Annotated in this window: 18 protein-coding genes; 13 read left to right on the forward strand and 5 right to left on the reverse strand. The window is 67.5% G+C overall.

The genetic code is table 11. The features are described from left to right. Positions 1-360: 360 nt before the first annotated feature. The 9 genes from ON04_RS14125 to ON04_RS14165 are packed head-to-tail and all read left to right on the forward strand — an operon-like array spanning position 361 to position 10,490. On the forward strand, positions 361-1,935 hold the full coding sequence (locus tag ON04_RS14125; RefSeq protein WP_010542286.1) for a carboxyl transferase domain-containing protein: 1,575 nt from the start codon (positions 361-363) through the stop codon (positions 1,933-1,935). 8 nt (positions 1,936-1,943) lie between these two features. Further along, on the forward strand, positions 1,944-4,019 hold the full coding sequence (locus ON04_RS14130) for an acetyl/propionyl/methylcrotonyl-CoA carboxylase subunit alpha (protein ID WP_010542287.1): 2,076 nt from the start codon (positions 1,944-1,946) through the stop codon (positions 4,017-4,019). After that, positions 4,012-5,163: an acyl-CoA dehydrogenase family protein gene (locus tag ON04_RS14135; protein ID WP_010542288.1), complete on the forward strand. Its 1,152-nt coding sequence runs from the start codon at positions 4,012-4,014 to the stop codon at positions 5,161-5,163. The genes ON04_RS14130 and ON04_RS14135 overlap by 8 nt, the downstream gene beginning before the upstream one ends. Then, positions 5,160-5,669: a MaoC family dehydratase gene (locus ON04_RS14140; RefSeq protein WP_010542289.1), complete on the forward strand. Its 510-nt coding sequence runs from the start codon at positions 5,160-5,162 to the stop codon at positions 5,667-5,669. Before ON04_RS14135 ends, ON04_RS14140 begins: the two co-directional genes overlap by 4 nt. Beyond that, positions 5,666-6,532, forward strand: coding sequence for an HpcH/HpaI aldolase/citrate lyase family protein (locus ON04_RS14145; protein WP_010542290.1), 867 nt, complete (start codon positions 5,666-5,668; stop codon positions 6,530-6,532). The genes ON04_RS14140 and ON04_RS14145 overlap by 4 nt, the downstream gene beginning before the upstream one ends. A gap of 41 nt (positions 6,533-6,573) precedes the next feature. Then, entirely contained in the window at positions 6,574-8,223 is a 1,650-nt protein-coding gene (locus tag ON04_RS14150; protein ID WP_010542291.1) for an AMP-binding protein, read from the forward strand. Between the two features lie 40 nt (positions 8,224-8,263). Then, positions 8,264-9,040, forward strand: a complete 777-nt coding sequence (locus ON04_RS14155) for a CoA transferase subunit A (protein ID WP_010542292.1) — start codon at positions 8,264-8,266, stop codon at positions 9,038-9,040. Next, complete coding sequence (locus ON04_RS14160) at positions 9,040-9,723, forward strand: 3-oxoacid CoA-transferase subunit B (RefSeq protein ID WP_010542293.1); 684 nt, start codon at positions 9,040-9,042, stop codon at positions 9,721-9,723. The genes ON04_RS14155 and ON04_RS14160 overlap by 1 nt, the downstream gene beginning before the upstream one ends. Further along, entirely contained in the window at positions 9,720-10,490 is a 771-nt protein-coding gene (locus ON04_RS14165; RefSeq protein WP_010542294.1) for a CPBP family intramembrane glutamic endopeptidase, read from the forward strand. The genes ON04_RS14160 and ON04_RS14165 overlap by 4 nt, the downstream gene beginning before the upstream one ends. A gap of 24 nt (positions 10,491-10,514) precedes the next feature. Here ON04_RS14165 and ON04_RS14170 read toward each other — a convergent pair whose 3' ends face one another. The 5 genes from ON04_RS14170 to rpmB all read right to left on the reverse strand — a co-directional run bounded on the left by ON04_RS14170 (position 10,515) and on the right by rpmB (position 12,622). Then, positions 10,515-11,453 (reverse strand): AEC family transporter, encoded by a 939-nt coding sequence (locus tag ON04_RS14170; protein ID WP_010542295.1) that lies wholly within the window; start codon positions 11,451-11,453, stop codon positions 10,515-10,517. Between the two features lie 189 nt (positions 11,454-11,642). Next, positions 11,643-11,900, reverse strand: coding sequence for a 30S ribosomal protein S18 (gene rpsR, locus ON04_RS14175; RefSeq protein ID WP_010542296.1), 258 nt, complete (start codon positions 11,898-11,900; stop codon positions 11,643-11,645). A 10-nt stretch (positions 11,901-11,910) separates the two neighbouring features. Then, a complete protein-coding gene (gene rpsN, locus ON04_RS14180) occupies positions 11,911-12,216 on the reverse strand; it encodes a 30S ribosomal protein S14 (RefSeq protein ID WP_010542297.1) in 306 nt (101 codons plus the stop codon). A 3-nt stretch (positions 12,217-12,219) separates the two neighbouring features. Continuing rightward, positions 12,220-12,384, reverse strand: coding sequence for a 50S ribosomal protein L33 (rpmG, locus tag ON04_RS14185; protein WP_010542298.1), 165 nt, complete (start codon positions 12,382-12,384; stop codon positions 12,220-12,222). A 1-nt stretch (position 12,385) separates the two neighbouring features. Continuing rightward, positions 12,386-12,622 carry a 50S ribosomal protein L28 gene (rpmB, locus tag ON04_RS14190; RefSeq protein ID WP_010542299.1) on the reverse strand — a complete coding sequence of 79 codons (237 nt, stop codon included), beginning with the start codon at positions 12,620-12,622 and terminating at the stop codon, positions 12,386-12,388. 409 nt (positions 12,623-13,031) lie between these two features. On the opposite strand from rpmB, the gene ON04_RS14195 reads away from it, so the two are divergent. From ON04_RS14195 to ON04_RS14210, 4 genes are all read left to right on the forward strand, one after another. Beyond that, a complete protein-coding gene (locus ON04_RS14195) occupies positions 13,032-13,295 on the forward strand; it encodes a type B 50S ribosomal protein L31 (RefSeq protein WP_010542300.1) in 264 nt (87 codons plus the stop codon). Between the two features lie 55 nt (positions 13,296-13,350). Then, positions 13,351-13,521 (forward strand): 50S ribosomal protein L32, encoded by a 171-nt coding sequence (gene rpmF / locus ON04_RS14200; protein ID WP_010542301.1) that lies wholly within the window; start codon positions 13,351-13,353, stop codon positions 13,519-13,521. A gap of 172 nt (positions 13,522-13,693) precedes the next feature. Continuing rightward, positions 13,694-14,377 (forward strand): response regulator transcription factor, encoded by a 684-nt coding sequence (locus ON04_RS14205; protein ID WP_010542302.1) that lies wholly within the window; start codon positions 13,694-13,696, stop codon positions 14,375-14,377. 14 nt (positions 14,378-14,391) lie between these two features. Next, entirely contained in the window at positions 14,392-15,768 is a 1,377-nt protein-coding gene (locus ON04_RS14210) for a HAMP domain-containing sensor histidine kinase (protein WP_238529338.1), read from the forward strand. Positions 15,769-15,776: the final 8 nt, after the last annotated feature.

Here is a 15,776-nt window from a genome sequence, read left to right on the forward strand (position 1 = left end):
AACCGGGCGGACTTGCGCTGCCCCCGCGACTTGTGTGCGGTCTGGGGTCCATTCCCGCATCGCAACCCCTTGTGGCGTGTGCATATTGGCAGCGCGGGCCGGGAGGGCATCGCAACCGGACGCAGTTCTGCTGCCGAAGTGCCCGCTTGGGCATGAGGGGCTACCGCCGGGCCGCGTAATCTCGGCCGGCGTGTCCGCGGCCCCCGCAGCCGCTGAGCCGGGGGCGCCGGGTGCTCGTCCGCCGGCGTCGATGGGGCCGCATTGTCGGTGAGGGGTTGCGGGCCCGCTCTGGACATTTGTGATGCGCCGCACTATCGTCGACTTCAGTTAGTCGGACTTAACTGAAAGGGAGCGGCGCTGATGACTTCCGCGACCATTAATCGTCAGGCGCACGAGGAATTGCTCGTCGACCTGCGTGAGCGTCTCGATCGCGCCGCGCAGGGCGGAGGGGAGAAGGCCCGTGCCCGCCACCTGGACCGGGGCAAACTCCTCGCCCGCCAACGCGTGGACGTGCTGCTCGATCCGGGCAGTCCGTTCCTCGAGCTCTCCCCGCTCGCGGCGGAAGAGATGTACGGAGGCAAGGCCCCGGCCGCCGGCGTCGTCGCCGGGATCGGACGGGTGTCGGGTCGCGAATGCCTGATCATCGCCAACGATGCGACGGTCTCGGGCGGCACTTATTACCCGATGACGGTGAAGAAGCATCTCCGCGGCCAGGAGGTCGCGATGGCGAACAACCTGCCGTGCATCTACCTGGTGGATTCGGGCGGCGCGATGCTGCTGCAGCAGGACGAGGTCTTCCCGGACCGAGACCACTTCGGCCGGATCTTCTACAACCAGGCGAACATGTCCGCCCAGGGAATCCCGCAGATCGCCGCGGTCATGGGCTCGTGTACCGCCGGCGGTGCGTATGTGCCCGCGATGAGCGACGAGGCCGTGATCGTCCGGAACCAGGGCACGATCTTCCTCGCGGGTCCGCCGTTGGTGAAGGCCGCGACCGGCGAGGAAGTCACCGCCGAGGAGCTCGGAGGCGGCGACCTGCACGCCAAGATCTCCGGCGTGGTGGATCACCTGGCGGACGACGACTACGACGCGCTTATGAAGGTCCGTCAGATCGTGGCGACCTGCCCACCGGCCCCGGAGCCGGATTGGGAAGTTCTCGAGTCCCGCGACCCCGTCCGCCCGCAGTCCGACCTCTACGACCTGGTGCCCGTGGACTCACGGACGCCGTACGACGTGCGGGACATCATCGGCACGATCGTTGACGGCGGGCACTACACCGAGTTCAAGGAGAACTACGGCACGTCGATGGTCACGGCGTTCGCGCACATTCACGGACATCCTGTGGGGATCATCGGCAACAACGGCGTCATCTTCTCCGAGTCTGCCCTCAAGGGTGCGCACTTCATCGAGCTGTGCGACCGCCGCAAGATCCCCCTCGTCTTTCTGCAGAACATCACCGGCTTCATGGTGGGGCGCCAGTACGAGGCGGGCGGCATCGCCAAGAACGGCGCCAAGATGGTCACTGCCGTGGCCTGCGCCCGGGTCCCCAAGTTCACTATCGTCGTGGGCGGGTCCTTCGGTGCCGGCAACTACTCCATGTGCGGACGCGCGTACTCACCGCGCTTCCTGTGGATGTGGCCCAACGCGCGTGTCGCGGTGATGGGCGGGCCGCAGGCCGCGGACACGCTGGCCTCGGTGCGCGCCGCGCAGGTCACCAAGGCCGGAGGGGAGTGGACCGACGAGCACCAGGCCGAGTTCACCGCCCCGATCCGTGAGCAGTTCGACGAGCAGTCCACCGCCTACTACTCCACGGCACGTCTCTGGGACGACGGGATCATCGACCCCGCCGACACCCGCACCGTCCTCGGCCTGGCCCTGGCGGCCGCGGCCAACGCCCCCCTCGAGCCGGTCAACAACGGCGTCTTCAGGATGTGAGCCGACAAATGTCACAGAAACTCCACACCGTCCTGGTGGCCAACCGCGGTGAGATCGCGTGCCGCGTGATCCGATCACTGCGCGCCGCCGGTATCCGTTCGGTTGCGGTCTATTCCGACGCCGATGCCGATGCGCTACACGTGCGCATGGCCGACGCCGCCGTCCGCCTGGGGCCCGCTCAGGCCTCGCAGTCCTACCTTGACATCGACAAGGTGATCGCCGCGTGCCGCGAGACCGGTGCGCAGGCCGTACACCCCGGCTACGGCTTCCTGTCCGAGAACGCGAAGTTCGCCCGGGCTCTGGACGAGGCGGGCCTGATCTTCGTCGGACCGCCGGCCTCGGCCATCGAGACCATGGGTGACAAGATCACCGCCAAGGCGGCGGTGTCGGAGCGGGACGTGCCCACCGTGCCGGGCATCTCCCGTCCGGGATTGACCGACGACGACCTGGTCGCGGGCGCCGACGAGGTCGGCTACCCGGTCCTCGTCAAGCCGTCCGCAGGCGGCGGCGGTAAGGGCATGCGCCGCGTCACCGACCCCGCTGACCTGCGCGCCGCTCTGGAATCGTCACGCCGTGAGTCCGCGGGCGCCTTCGGCGACGACACCCTGTTCCTCGAGCGGTTCGTGGACACCCCGCGACACATCGAGGTGCAGGTCCTGGCGGACACCCACGGCAACGTCATCCACCTGGGGGAGCGGGAGTGTTCGCTGCAGCGCCGCCACCAGAAGGTCATCGAAGAGGCGCCCAGCGCGCTACTCGATGAGCCGACACGACAGCGCATCGGACAGGCGGCGTGCGACGCGGCCCGCTCGGTCGGCTACGTGGGTGCCGGGACGGTGGAGTTCATCGTCTCCGCCCACGCTCCAGACGAGTTCTTCTTCATGGAGATGAACACTAGACTCCAGGTGGAGCACCCGGTCACCGAGATGGTCACCGGCGTGGATCTGGTGGACTGGCAGGTGCGGATCGCGGCGGGCGAGGAGCTCACGCTGCGCCAGGAGGACATCACCCTCACCGGTCACGCGATCGAGGCCCGCGTCTACGCCGAGGACCCGGCCAAGGGCTTCCTGCCCACCGGCGGGACTGTACTCGGACTCGAGGAGCCCTCGGGCAGCGGGATCCGCGTCGACTCCGGATTACGGGTCGGCACCGTCGTCGGAAGTGACTACGACCCCATGCTCGGCAAGGTCATCGCCCACGGTGCCGACCGCGCCGAGGCGCTTGCCCGACTCGACGCGGCCCTGGCCGGCACCCACGTGCTGGGCCTGCGCACCAATATCGACTTCTGCCGCTTTCTGCTGTCGCGGCCGGAGGTCGAGTCCGGTCAGCTCGACACCGGGTTGCTCGACCGCAGTGTCGACGACTACACGGCGACCCCGGCCCCCGAGGGAGCGCTGGTGGCCGTGGCCATGCACCGCACCGAGGAACGCTGGGCCCGGGTGCCCGCGACGCGCCGCGGCCCATGGGACGTGCCCAACGGCTGGCGGATAGGTGGTCGCGCCGAGGTGTGGACACGACTGGACAGTGGCCCCGGCTCGGTCGCGGTGACCGTGGGACTCAAGGGAACCCCCGACGACGCCGAGGTGTCCATCACCGACGCGACGATCGGCTCCGTTCGGGAGCCCGAGGTCTCCTCCACGCATCGGGCGCGGGTCGCCCGGGACGGCGCCTCGCTCCGACTGACCGTCGACGGCACCCAGCAGCGCTGGACGATCGTGCGGTCCACGGACCCCCGGGCTTCGGACACCTTCTGGGTGGCCGGCGACGGCGGGACCTGGGACCTGCGCCTGCTGCCGCTCATCGACTCCCGGATCCACGACGCAGGGGTCGCGGGCGGGGAGATCCTCAGCCCCATGCCGGGTTCGGTGATCGCTTGCTTCGTCGAGGACGGGGCCGAGGTCACTGCCGGACAGAACGTTCTGGCCGTCGAGGCCATGAAGATGGAGCACGCGCTCACCGCCCCGATCGACGGTGTGGTCCGTGTCCACGTCAGCCAAGGCGAGCAGGTGCCCGCCGATCATCTGCTCGCGACCGTCGAGCCCCACCCCTCCACCGAGGAACCCGAAGGAGAAGGCAATGCCTGAGCTGGAAGAGCACTACGCAGACCTCAAGTCGACGGTCGCAGACTTCGCCGACCGGGTGGTGGTCCCGGCCTCCGCCGAACACGACCGAAACCACACGTTCCCGTACGAGGTGGTCGCCCAGATGGGCGAGATGGGACTGTTCGGACTGCCCTTTCCGGAGGAGTTCGGCGGCATGGGCGGCGACTACTTCGCCCTCTCCCTCGCACTGGAGGAACTGGGTCGAGTCGACCAGTCCACCGCCATGACCCTGGAGGCCGCGGTCGGCCTGGGGGCCATGCCGATCTACCACTTCGGGAACGACGCCCAGAAGGAGAAGTGGCTCCCGGACCTCGCCACCGGCAAGAAACTGGCCGGCTTCGGGCTCACCGAGCCCGGTGCGGGTTCGGACGCCGGCGCCACCAAGACCACCGCCAAGCGTGACGGCGACGAGTGGGTGGTCAACGGCAACAAGCAGTTCATCACCAACTCGGGCACTGACATCACCTCGTTGGTCACCGTCACCGCCGTGACCGGGACCCGGGAGAACGGCAAGAAGGCCATATCGACGATCATCGTCCCGGCCGGGACCCCCGGCTTCACAGCCGAACCGGCATACGACAAGGTCGGTTGGAACTCGTCCGACACCCACCCGCTGACGTTCGCCGACGCCCGCGTCCCGGCCGAGAACCTGCTCGGCGAGGAGGGCCGCGGGTACGCGAACTTCCTGTCGATCCTGGACGAGGGACGCATCGCGATCGCCGCCGTCGCCACCGGTGCCGCCCAGGGGTGCGTGGACGAGTCGGTCAAGTACGCGCGTGAGCGTGAGTCGATGGGCCGGAAGATCGGCTCGTTCCAGGCGATCGCGTTCAAGATCGCCCGCATGGAGGCCCGCGCCCACACCGCACGCTGCGCCTACTACGAGGCCGCGCGTCTCATGCTGGCCGGCAAACCGTTCAAGAAGGAGGCCGCCATCGCCAAGATGGTCGCCTCCGAGGCCGCGATGGACAACGCCCGCGATGCCACGCAGGTTCACGGTGGCTACGGCTTCATGAACGAGTACCCCGTCGCCCGCCATTACCGCGACTCCAAGATCCTCGAGATCGGTGAGGGCACCACCGAGGTCCAGCTCATGCTGATCGCCCGCGGACTGGGGCTGGAGGCATGACCGGGCAGCGCAAGGAAGTGGTCCAGCGTGGACTGTGGTTCGAGGAGTACGAGGTGGGCACCGCCTATCTGCATCGCCCGGGCCGCACCATGACGGAGACGGACAACGTCCTGTTCACCACTCTCACCATGAATACACAGGCACTGCACCTGGACGCGGCATGGTCGGCCGGGCAGCCGGGTTTCGGGGGCGAGCGGCTCATGAACTCGATGCACACCTTGTCGACGCTGGTCGGATTGTCGGTCGCGCAACTCACCCAGGGCACTATCGTCGCCAACCTGGGCTTCTCCGAGGTCAGTTTCCCGAAGCCGGTGCTGCACGGGGACACGCTGTACGCGGAGACCATCTGCACCGACAAGCGTGAGTCGAAGTCGCGACCGGGCGAGGGCGTCGTGACGCTCGAACACATCGGCCGCAATCAGCACGGCGACATCGTGGCCAAGGCGGTCCGCAAGACTCTGGTCCGCATGCGCCCGGCTGAAACGGCGGGGGAGGGGTCCGCATGACCGGCACACCTGCGTGGATCCCGCCCGGCCCCGCCATACTGTTCTGCCCGGCCGACCGGCCCGAGCGGTACGGCAAGGCCGCAGACCGCGCTGACGTGGTGATCCTGGATCTCGAGGACGCGGTGGCGCCGGAGGGTCGGCCCGCAGCACGCGAGGCGTTGCGGGCGTCGGAGCTGGACCCCGACCGCACCATCGTGCGGGTCAATCCGATCGGCACCGATGACTACGACGCCGACCTCGAGGCATTGGCGGACACGGACTACCGCTGCGTGATGTTGGCCAAGACTGAATCGGCCGCCCAGGTCACCGATCTGTATTCGAGTACCGGCGCCGCCGTGCTGGCACTGGTGGAGACTCCTCTCGGCGTGGTCCGCGCGGAGGAGATCGCCGCCGCCCCCGGGTGTACCGGACTGATGTGGGGAGCGGAGGATCTGCTCGCCGCGATGGGCGGGTCGACCAGTCGCTTTGCTGCAGTCGAGGCCGGTGGGCCGCGGGTGGAGGGGGAGTACCGGGACATACCCCGTCATGCCCGGGCGCGGGTCGCTCTCGCTGCGGCCGCCTTTGGTCGCTGGGCCGTGGACTCGGTGCACCTGGACATCGCCGACGCGGCGGGCCAGCGCGCTGAGGCCCTCGACGCCGTGGCCCTCGGGTTCGTGTCCACCGCCTGTATCCACCCGTCCCAGATCGCCGTGGTTCGGCAGGCCTACGCCCCGTCGGACGACGAGGTGGCGTGGGCCCGGAAGGTTCTCGCCGCCGCCGACGCCAATCAGGGCGTGTTCCAACTGGACGGTCGAATGGTCGACGGTCCCGTGTTCCGCCAGGCCGAGGCGACACTGCGTCGCGCGGCGGCCGCCGCAATCTGACACCCCCCAGCCCGACACCCCTCCCCTCAAGGAGTACCGAGATGACCATCACCGATCTCGATTCCACCCACCTCGACCCCGCGCTCTCGCACACGCGCGGCGAGACCGACGTCCCTCTGCTCACCCAGACGATCCCTGAGAACCTCGCGGCCACGGTCGAGAAGTTCGGAGATCGCGACGCCCTGGTCGACGTCCAGGCCGGCAGGCGGTGGACCTACGACGAGTTCCTGGCCGATGTGCGTCGCCTGGCATCCGGGCTGCACCGCCTGGGAATCCGTTCCGGCGACCGGGTGGGGATCTGGTCGCCGAACCGCTGGGAATGGGTGCTGGTCCAGTACGCCACCGCGGAGATCGGCGCGATCCTGGTCAATATCAACCCGGCCTACCGGGTCCACGAACTCGAGTTCGTTCTCACGCAGGCGGAGATCAAGGCCGTGCTGGCGGCGCCGCAGTTCAAGGACTCGGACTACACGGGGATGCTCGCGCAGGTCCAGCCGAACTGTCCGAACCTCGAGCTGGTCGTGCTCTTCGGCGACGAGGAGTGGGAAGCGATGGTGTCGGGGCCCACGGATGTAGAGGTGCTGGCGACAATCCGAGCGGGGCTGCAGCCGGACGACCCGATCAACATCCAGTACACCTCCGGTACGACAGGATTTCCCAAGGGGGCCACGCTCTCGCACACGAACATCCTCAATAACGGGTTCTTCGTGGGCGAGACCATCCACTACACCGAGAACGACAGGGTGTGCATCCCGGTGCCGTTCTACCACTGCTTCGGCATGGTCATGGGCAACCTCGCGTGTACGTCCCACGGGTCGGCGATGGTGATCCCCGCGCCGGCGTTCGACCCCGAAGCCTCGCTGCGGGCGGTGGAACAAGAGACGTGCACGAGTCTGTACGGCGTGCCCACGATGTTCATCGCGGAGCTGGCGTTGGAGGACTTCGACTCCTACGACCTGTCCACGCTGCGCACCGGCATCATGGCGGGCTCGCCGTGCCCCGAATCCACCATGCGGCAGGTGATCGACAAGATGAACATGGACGAGGTGTCCATTTGTTACGGAATGACCGAGACCTCCCCGGTCTCCACGCAGACGCGTTCGGACGACTCCATGGACCGGCGGGTCGCCACCGTCGGCCGGGTCGGCCCGAATCTCGAGATCAAGATCGTCGACCCCTCGACCGGCGAGACCCTGCCACGCGGTGAGGCGGGTGAATTCTGCACCAGGGGTTACAGCGTCATGCTGGGTTACTGGAACGAGCCGGCCAAGACCGCCGACGCGGTTGACGAGGCCGGGTGGATGCGTACCGGTGACATCGGGGTGATGGACGACGACGGCTACGTCACCATCACCGGCCGGATCAAGGACATGGTCATCCGCGGTGGCGAGAACATCTATCCACGCGAGGTGGAGGAGTTCTTGTACACGCACCCGGATATTCTCGACGCCCAGGTGATCGGTGTCCCCGACACGAAGTACGGCGAGGAACTCATGGCGTGGGTGCGGCTCAAGCCGGGCCGCGACGACCTGACCGCCGAGCAGCTGCATGAGTTCGCCACCGGCAAACTGGCGCGCCACAAGATCCCAAGGTACGTCCACGTTGTCGACGAGTTCCCGATGACGGTCACCGGCAAGGTGCGAAAGGTCGACATGCGTGAGGCCTCCATCGAGATCCTCGGCATCGCCTGAGGACCCTGACCATCGTCACCCCCAACCAAGGAGTGCGTCCATGTCCAGCAAGATCATGACCGCGGCTGAGGCCGTCGCGGATATCCCCGACGGGGCGTCCATCGCCGCCGGCGGCTTCGGCCTGTGCGGGATCCCGCAGGTCGTCATCTCCGAACTCGCCGCGCGTGACGTCGGTGGCTTCGAGGTGTTTTCCAACAACGCCGGTGTCGACGGCAAGGGACTCGGAATGCTCCTCGAGACCGGCAAGCTGCGTCGCATCGTCGCCTCGTATGTCGGCGAGAACAAAGAATTCGCGCGCCAGTATCTGTCCGGGGAGCTCGAGGTGGAGCTGACGCCGCAGGGCACGCTCGCCGAGCGCATGCGGGCCGGAGGCTCCGGCATCGGCGCGTTCTTCACCCGGACCGGGGTGGGCACATACGTGGCTGACGGCGGGATGCCGTGGAGGTACGACTCGGAAGGCGGGGTCGCGGTGGCGTCGCCGCCCAAGGAGACCCGCGAGATCAGGGGAGAGACATACGTGCTCGAGCAGGCGATCGAGGCGGATTACTCACTGGTGCGTGCCGCTGTGGCCGACACGAAGGGCAACCTCCGCTTCAACCTGACAGGCCGGAATTTCTCGCCGCTGGCCGCGATGGCCGGCCGTGTGTGCATCGTGGAGGCGGAGAAGGTCGTGGAGGCCGGGGAGCTGGCACCCGACGATATCCACCTGCCCGGCATCTTCGTCCACCGACTGGTCGAGCTGACGCCTGAGCAGGTCGAGCAGACCAAGTGGATCGAGAAGACCACCACCAACCCGCCGTCGGAAGGACAGCGCTGATGAGCATCTCTTCCTCTCCTGATGCCACTCCCGTCCGGCTCGGCCGCGACCGCAAGGCCATGGCCGCCCGCGCCGCGATGGAACTCTCGGACGGACAGTACGTCAACCTGGGAATCGGCCTTCCGACCCTGGTGCCCAACTACGTCCCCGAGGGAGTGGAGGTGACCCTGCAGTCCGAGAACGGCCTCCTGGGCATCGGACCGTACCCGCATCCCGATCACGTGGACCCCGACCTGATCAACGCAGGCAAGGAGACCGTCACCACGCTGCCGGGCTCCTCGATCTTCGATTCGGCCATGAGCTTCGGAATGATCCGCTCCGGCAAGATCGACGTGGCGATTCTCGGTGCCATGCAGGTCAACCCGGCCGGCGACATCGCCAACTGGATGGTCCCCGGCGCCATGGTCAAGGGCATGGGCGGGGCAATGGATCTGGTTGTGGGCGCTCGTCGAATCGTGGTGGTGATGGACCAGGTCGCCAAGGACGGCTCGTCCAAGATCGTCTCCGAGATCACCCTGCCACTGACGGGTCTGGGTTGCGTCAACCGCATCATTACCGAACTCGGAGTCTTCGACCGTGACGACGAGGGTCTCACCCTCATCGAGGTTGTGGACGGAGTGACGCTCGAGCAGATCGAGGCCGCCACCGACGCGCCCTACCGGGTGGTCGACGGTCTGAGGTGACGACGCAGCCGCGCATCCCGGACCCGGCCGCCCCCCGCGGGCCGGGAGGCAGCGCCCCCGGACTCTGGACCACACCGATCCGGGGCCGGGTGGCGCTGGCGGCATTGGCGTGGGTTCTCCTCTATGGGGCAGGTCTCGTCGTCGTCGTGATCGTGTCCCTGTTCGCGGCACGCGCGGCGGGCACCGGACGCCCCGACATCGCACTTGTCGCCCTCATCGTCCTGGGTGGCACGGCGGTGATCATGCTGGTCGCGGTGTGGATACACCTGCTCCGGCGGCGGGGACTGCGCTGGGCTGACCTCGGACTCCGGCGACCGGACCGCTCTCCACTCCACCTGATCTGGCAGGTCCCCGCCGTGATGCTCACGGCGGTCGCCGCGTCCATGCTGGTGCTGATTCCGCTGGGGGCGTCCGGCACCGCGGACGACGATGTGCTCTCCGATCTCGTCGCCGGCGGACCAGTCTTCGTGGTGGCGGGAATGCTCACCGTGGCGGTGCTCGTCCCGGTGGCGGAGGAGGTGGTGTTCCGCGGAATCGTGTTGTCAGCGCTGAGGGCCCGATTCCGAGCGGTAGCGGGGATCACGCTCGCCGGCGCGGTGTTCGCCGCGGTGCACATGCTGCCACCTGCGCTGCCGTACCTGCTCGTGGTGGGAATCGCGCTCTGCGCCATGGCGGAGTGGTACAGGTCGATCATTCCCGGCATCGTCCTGCACGGGATCAATAACGCGATGGTCTTCGGCGGGGTGGTGGCCGCGGGGATGGGTTGAGCCGGCCGGCTGTTCCGCGCGGTGTCAGGCCAGCAGCGCCGATACGAGCAGCAGGACTGGTAAGGCTCCGAGGGTCGTGAGTACCGCCGAGTCCCGCGCCAGCAGTGTTCCGTGCCCGTAGCGGGTGGCCACCACCAACACGTTCTGGGCGGTGGGCAGGGCGGCGGCCACCACCACCGTGAGTAGTTCGTGCTCGCGCATCCCCAGCAGGTACGCGCCGATCGCATAGGCGAGGAGCGGGTGCGCGATCAGCTTGAGCGCGCTGGCGAGCGCGATCTCCCGCCTGGGGGACGCGCCTGCTTCGAGAACCTTGACGCCGTAGAGCGACATCCCGAACACCAGCAGCGCGCCGGGGACGGAGATCTGACCCACCAGGTGCACGGGTTCGAGCACGCTGTCAGGAGGGTTCCAGGGCAGCGCGGCCACGACCACACCGGCGAGTGCGGCCAGAACGATCGGTTGGCGGACCGATTGCAGCAGCGCCGCGGGGGCACCCCCGCCTCCGTCCGCGCCCTCGGATCGAGCGGCCCGTTCGAGCACGGCGATCGCGATCGGCTGGAGCACGACAACCTGGAACAACAGGAGTGGCATCACGAAACCCAGGTCGCCCAGGACGTAGAGCGCAATGGGGATACCGAGGTTCGCCGAGTTGACGTAACCGGCGGAGAGGGCACCAACGACCAGATCGGCGGCAGGGCGCCGAAGCCACAGTCGGGCTATCGCTACGTAGGCCACGGCAATGATGATCGCCGAGACCGCGGAGACCACAAAGACACCGGTAAACACCTGATCGAGGGTCGTCCGCGCGAGAGCGTCGAGAAGAAGAGCCGGTGTGGCGACGTAGAACACCAGGCGATTGAGCACCAGGTGGGAGTCGCGCCCCAGCACCCCGGAACGCGCGAGCAACCAGCCCAGGGCAACGAGAGCGACGATCACGGCGAAGCCGTTAAGGACGCCGGCCACTGGCGGCCTCCTCAGGTCGGACGAGGGAGCGGGTGAAGAAGAGGGATAGAAGCCGGAAAGCCGATCGGGGCCGTGCGCTCCTGGTTACAGGAGGCACGACCCCGATCGGGTGGCTGTTGTCCGGTCGGCGGCCCGGTGGGCACACACAGGACGCTCAGAACGGCAGCGGGCTACCGCTCCGAGGGTGACTCAGCGGCTGGTGAACGGCAGAAGAGCCATCTCACGGGCGTTCTTGACGGCCACCGCGACCTGACGCTGCTGCTGCGGGGTCAGACCGGTGACGCGACGCGAACGGATCTTGCCGCGATCGGAGATGAACGTGCGGAGGGTGTTGATGTCCTTGTAGTCGACCGTCTCGATACCCGCGACCTTCAACGGGTTCTTCTTCGGGCGACGACCCTCCTGGGCGCGGACCTTCTTGGAAGGGGTGCTACGTGCTTTAGCCATGGTTACCTACTCACCAGCTCGACTTCGTGACACCGGGCAGCTCGCCACGGTGGGCCATCTCGCGCATGCGGACACGCGAGAGGCCGAACTTACGGAGGTAGCCGCGCGGGCGGCCGTCCGCGACGTCGCGGTTACGCACTCGCACGGGCGAGGCGTCACGCGGCATCTTGTTGAGCGCGGTCTGGGCATCCATACGGGCCTCGTCCGAGCTCTCGGGGTTCTTGATGATGGTCTTGAGCTCGGCGCGACGCTCGGCGAACCGGGCGACCTTCGCCTTGCGCTGCTCGTTACGCGCGATCTTGGACTTCTTGGCCACGGGTCAGCGCTCCTCTCGGAATTCGACGTGCTTACGGACGACCGGGTCGAACTTCTTGAGGACGATGCGGTCCGGATTGTTGCGGCGGTTCTTGCGGGTCACGTAGGTGAACCCGGTCCCGGCCGTGGACTTGAGCTTGATGATGGGACGAATATCGTTACGGGCCATCTCAGATCTTCTCTCCACGGGCGCGGATGCGAGCCACGACGGCTTCGATTCCGTCACGGTCAATGGTCTTGATGCCCTTGGTGGAGACCGTCAGCGTGACGCGACGACCCTCGGAGGGCACAAAGTAGCTACGGCGCTGGATGTTCGGGTTCCAGCGACGGTTGGTCCTGCGGTGTGAGTGCGAGACGGACTTGCCGAAACCCGGCTTCCGTCCCGTTACCTGGCAATGCGCCGACATGGCGTGGTTCTCCTTCCGCCTCCTCGTGCGGTGGCGCGTGATGGGCCGGTCCTGCCGGCCTGGGCCGACGGGTCGAATCACCACGTCGCGAACACCGTGGAAGGCGATAGCAAACGTGCAGACAACAGCGATGGTCTAGTTTACGGGCCGGCCGCCGGAAACGGTAATCGGCACGTCAGTGACGGTTCGGGCGCGATCCAGTGGCGATCCAGTGGCGATTCCGTGGACTCTGCGGGAGAGATGAGGCCAGGTTCGAGGCGCACGAATTGGGTGCCCGGCCATCGTACGGGTACGATCTACCGATGCGTGTGCTGACACCGGAATCCCCGGTTCGGCCACTGGCCACGGCCTGCTCCCGCAAGGGCGGGCGCCAGACCCACAGACTTCGACCGAGCTAGAGGGATCCAGTATGAAGAACGACATCCACCCCGACTACCACCCGGTGGTCTTTAAGGACTCGGGCACGGGCACCACGTTCCTGACCCGTTCCACCGCGTCGAGCAGCCGCACGGTCGAGTGGGAGGACGGCAACACCTACCCGCTCATCGTGGTGGACGTGACCAGCGAGTCGCACCCGTTCTGGACCGGCGCGCAGCGTGTCATGGACACCGCAGGCCGCGTCGAGAAGTTCCAGCGCCGCTACGGCAACCGCACCCGCCGCGCCGCCAAGTGAGACGCGGGGCCCCGATAGGGCCCCGAACCCACACCGAGACCCGAGGACGATAATCATGGCAGTTCCCAAGCGCCGCCTCTCGCGCGCCAACACCCACTCCCGCCGCTCGCAGTGGAAGGCCGACAACGTCGCCATCCAGGAAACCAAGATCGACGGTCGCCCCGTGGTCCTGCCGCGCCGCCTGGTGAAGGCCGCGCAGCTCGGCCTGATCGACCTCGACCGCTGAGCCCGGCGGCTTGTAGAGCCGCCCGCACACGCCCGGTCACGAGCCCGGCGGGTCCTTTGGGACCCGCCGGGCTCGTCGGCATTGTGTCGCTTTGGCGGGCCGAGCGCGTGCATCGGGTCGAGCTCACCGATTCCTCAGCACCGGTTCAGGCGCGTGCGCGAGACTTGCCGTCATGAAGATCCTCGTGGTGGACGACGACCAGGCCGTGCGCGAATCGCTGCGGCGTTCCCTGACGTTCAACGGTTACGACGTCGAGCTGGCGGGCGACGGAGTCGAGGCGATCGAACGCGTCGATGCTAACCGTCCGGATGCGGTGATCCTCGATGTGATGATGCCGCGACGGGACGGCCTGGAGGTCTGCCGCATCCTGCGCAGCCGGGGGGACGATCTTCCGGTGTTGATGCTGACCGCGCGAGACGCCGTCTCGGAGCGGGTGGCAGGCCTCGACGCCGGCGCCGACGACTACCTGCCCAAGCCGTTCGCCCTTGAAGAACTCCTCGCGCGGCTTCGGGCTCTTCTACGTCGTCGTGGCTCCGACGGCGAGGACGTGGACGAGGTCCTGGAGTTCGAGGACCTCCACATGGACCTGGCGACCCGTGAGGTCACCCGAGGGGAGCGCCGGATCCAGCTGACGCGGACCGAGTTCTCACTCCTCGAACTCCTCATGCATCACCCACGCAGGGTTCTGACACGCAGCCACATCCTCGAGGAGGTGTGGGGGTACGACTTCCCGACTTCGGGCAACGCTCTGGAGGTGTACATCGGATACCTGCGTCGTAAGACGGAAGGGGAGGGCGAGACCCGGCTGATTCACACTGTTCGCGGTGTCGGGTACGTGCTGCGCGAGACACCCTAGTGCCGGGACGCACGATGAAGTCGGGCTCCGGACCGATATCGCTGCATCAGCGGGTCACCCTGCTCGCGGCGAGTTCGGTGGGCGTCGCAGTGGCCCTGATGGCCGTCGCGGCGTACTTCGTCGTGTCGGGATCGATGTACAGCGACGTGAACAACCGCCTGCAGCAGCAGGCCGATCAACTGGTGAACAGCCAGTTGGCGTCAGAATTCGCGTTGCAGTCCCGCAGTACTCTCATCGCCCTGCGGGCGTTCAACCCCAACCTGGACGCCCAGATCGTGGCGCCATCGGGGATCAGGACAGCGACGGGCGAGCCTTTCCAGATCGGTGCACCGGAGATCGCCGTCGTCCGCGGAGACGAGTTGTCGAGTCTGCGGACCTCCGGAGGGAAGCAGATCTACGCGGTCGGGGTCCGCGACGGCTCCACTCTGATCCTGGCCCAGGACCTCAGCCCCACGCGGGCGGCGCTGAATCGGCTCGCGATAGTCCTGACGTTGGTCGGCGCGGCGGGGATCGCGCTGGCTGCCGTGGCCGGGACCGCGGTGGGGCGTACCGGGTTGGCGCCGGTCGCCCGGCTGACGAGGGCGGTGGAGCGGATTGCGCGAACCGATGACCTGCGTCCTATCCCGGTGGCCGGCGATGACGAGATCGCCCGGCTCACGTCCAGCTTCAATCAGATGCTCGTGGCGCTGGGAGAGAGCAGGGAGCGGCAGGCACGGCTCGTCGCCGACGCCGGTCACGAGCTCAAGACCCCACTGACGAGTCTGCGGACCAATGTCGAGTTACTCATCGCGGCTAGCCGCCCGGGGGCCCGCAGCATCCCCGACGAGGACCGCGGCGGTCTGGAGAGGGACGTGATCGGCCAGATCTCGGAGCTCAGCCAGCTCGTGGGAGACCTTGTCGAGCTAGCCCGGGAGGACTCGGGTGAGGTCGAATTAGAACCCGTCGCGATCTCGGAGGCCGTGGAGCGTGCGCTCGAGAGGGTGCGGCGCCGCAGGCACGATGTGGAGTTCGACGTCCTGTTGACCCCCTGGTATTCCTTCGGCGATTCGGCGGGCCTCGAACGTGCCGTGTTGAACATCTGCGACAACGCGGCAAAGTGGAGCCCCACCGGCGGGAAGGTGACAGTGCGCATGCAGCCGCTCTCCGAGTCGGTCATGGAGTTGACCGTCGCCGATCAGGGACCGGGTATCCCCGAAGAGGACCGTCAGCTGGTCTTCGAGCGTTTCCACCGTTCCCGCGAAGCGCGGGCGATGCCCGGGTCCGGGCTGGGACTCGCGATCGTCCGGCAGGCCGTCACGAGGCACGGTGGGACCGTCGAGATCGGTGACGCAGACGGTGGCGGGACCGAGGTGCGGATGACGATCCCCGGGACCGCGCAGCCTCCAGACTGAGGCATTCC

This window comes from Dietzia alimentaria 72, assembly GCF_000226215.1.
Taxonomy (GTDB): Bacteria; Actinomycetota; Actinomycetes; order Mycobacteriales; family Mycobacteriaceae; genus Dietzia; species Dietzia alimentaria.

Excerpts from the sequence above, each read along its gene's own strand:
- ON04_RS14140 (WP_010542289.1), top strand. The coding sequence starts at position 5,160 with ATGACCGGGCAGCGCAAGGAAGTGGTCCAGCGTGGACTGTGGTTCGAG.
- rpmB (WP_010542299.1), bottom strand. The coding sequence starts at position 12,622 with ATGTCGGCGCATTGCCAGGTAACGGGACGGAAGCCGGGTTTCGGCAAG.
- ON04_RS14205 (WP_010542302.1), top strand. The coding sequence starts at position 13,694 with ATGAAGATCCTCGTGGTGGACGACGACCAGGCCGTGCGCGAATCGCTG.
- ON04_RS14135 (WP_010542288.1), top strand. The coding sequence starts at position 4,012 with ATGCCTGAGCTGGAAGAGCACTACGCAGACCTCAAGTCGACGGTCGCA.
- ON04_RS14210 (WP_238529338.1), top strand. The coding sequence starts at position 14,392 with ATGAAGTCGGGCTCCGGACCGATATCGCTGCATCAGCGGGTCACCCTG.
- ON04_RS14145 (WP_010542290.1), top strand. The coding sequence starts at position 5,666 with ATGACCGGCACACCTGCGTGGATCCCGCCCGGCCCCGCCATACTGTTC.
- ON04_RS14160 (WP_010542293.1), top strand. The coding sequence starts at position 9,040 with ATGAGCATCTCTTCCTCTCCTGATGCCACTCCCGTCCGGCTCGGCCGC.
- ON04_RS14150 (WP_010542291.1), top strand. The coding sequence starts at position 6,574 with ATGACCATCACCGATCTCGATTCCACCCACCTCGACCCCGCGCTCTCG.
- ON04_RS14130 (WP_010542287.1), top strand. The coding sequence starts at position 1,944 with ATGTCACAGAAACTCCACACCGTCCTGGTGGCCAACCGCGGTGAGATC.
- rpmF (WP_010542301.1), top strand. The coding sequence starts at position 13,351 with ATGGCAGTTCCCAAGCGCCGCCTCTCGCGCGCCAACACCCACTCCCGC.
- rpsR (WP_010542296.1), bottom strand. The coding sequence starts at position 11,900 with ATGGCTAAAGCACGTAGCACCCCTTCCAAGAAGGTCCGCGCCCAGGAG.
- ON04_RS14195 (WP_010542300.1), top strand. The coding sequence starts at position 13,032 with ATGAAGAACGACATCCACCCCGACTACCACCCGGTGGTCTTTAAGGAC.
- ON04_RS14125 (WP_010542286.1), top strand. The coding sequence starts at position 361 with ATGACTTCCGCGACCATTAATCGTCAGGCGCACGAGGAATTGCTCGTC.
- rpmG (WP_010542298.1), bottom strand. The coding sequence starts at position 12,384 with ATGGCCCGTAACGATATTCGTCCCATCATCAAGCTCAAGTCCACGGCC.
- ON04_RS14155 (WP_010542292.1), top strand. The coding sequence starts at position 8,264 with ATGTCCAGCAAGATCATGACCGCGGCTGAGGCCGTCGCGGATATCCCC.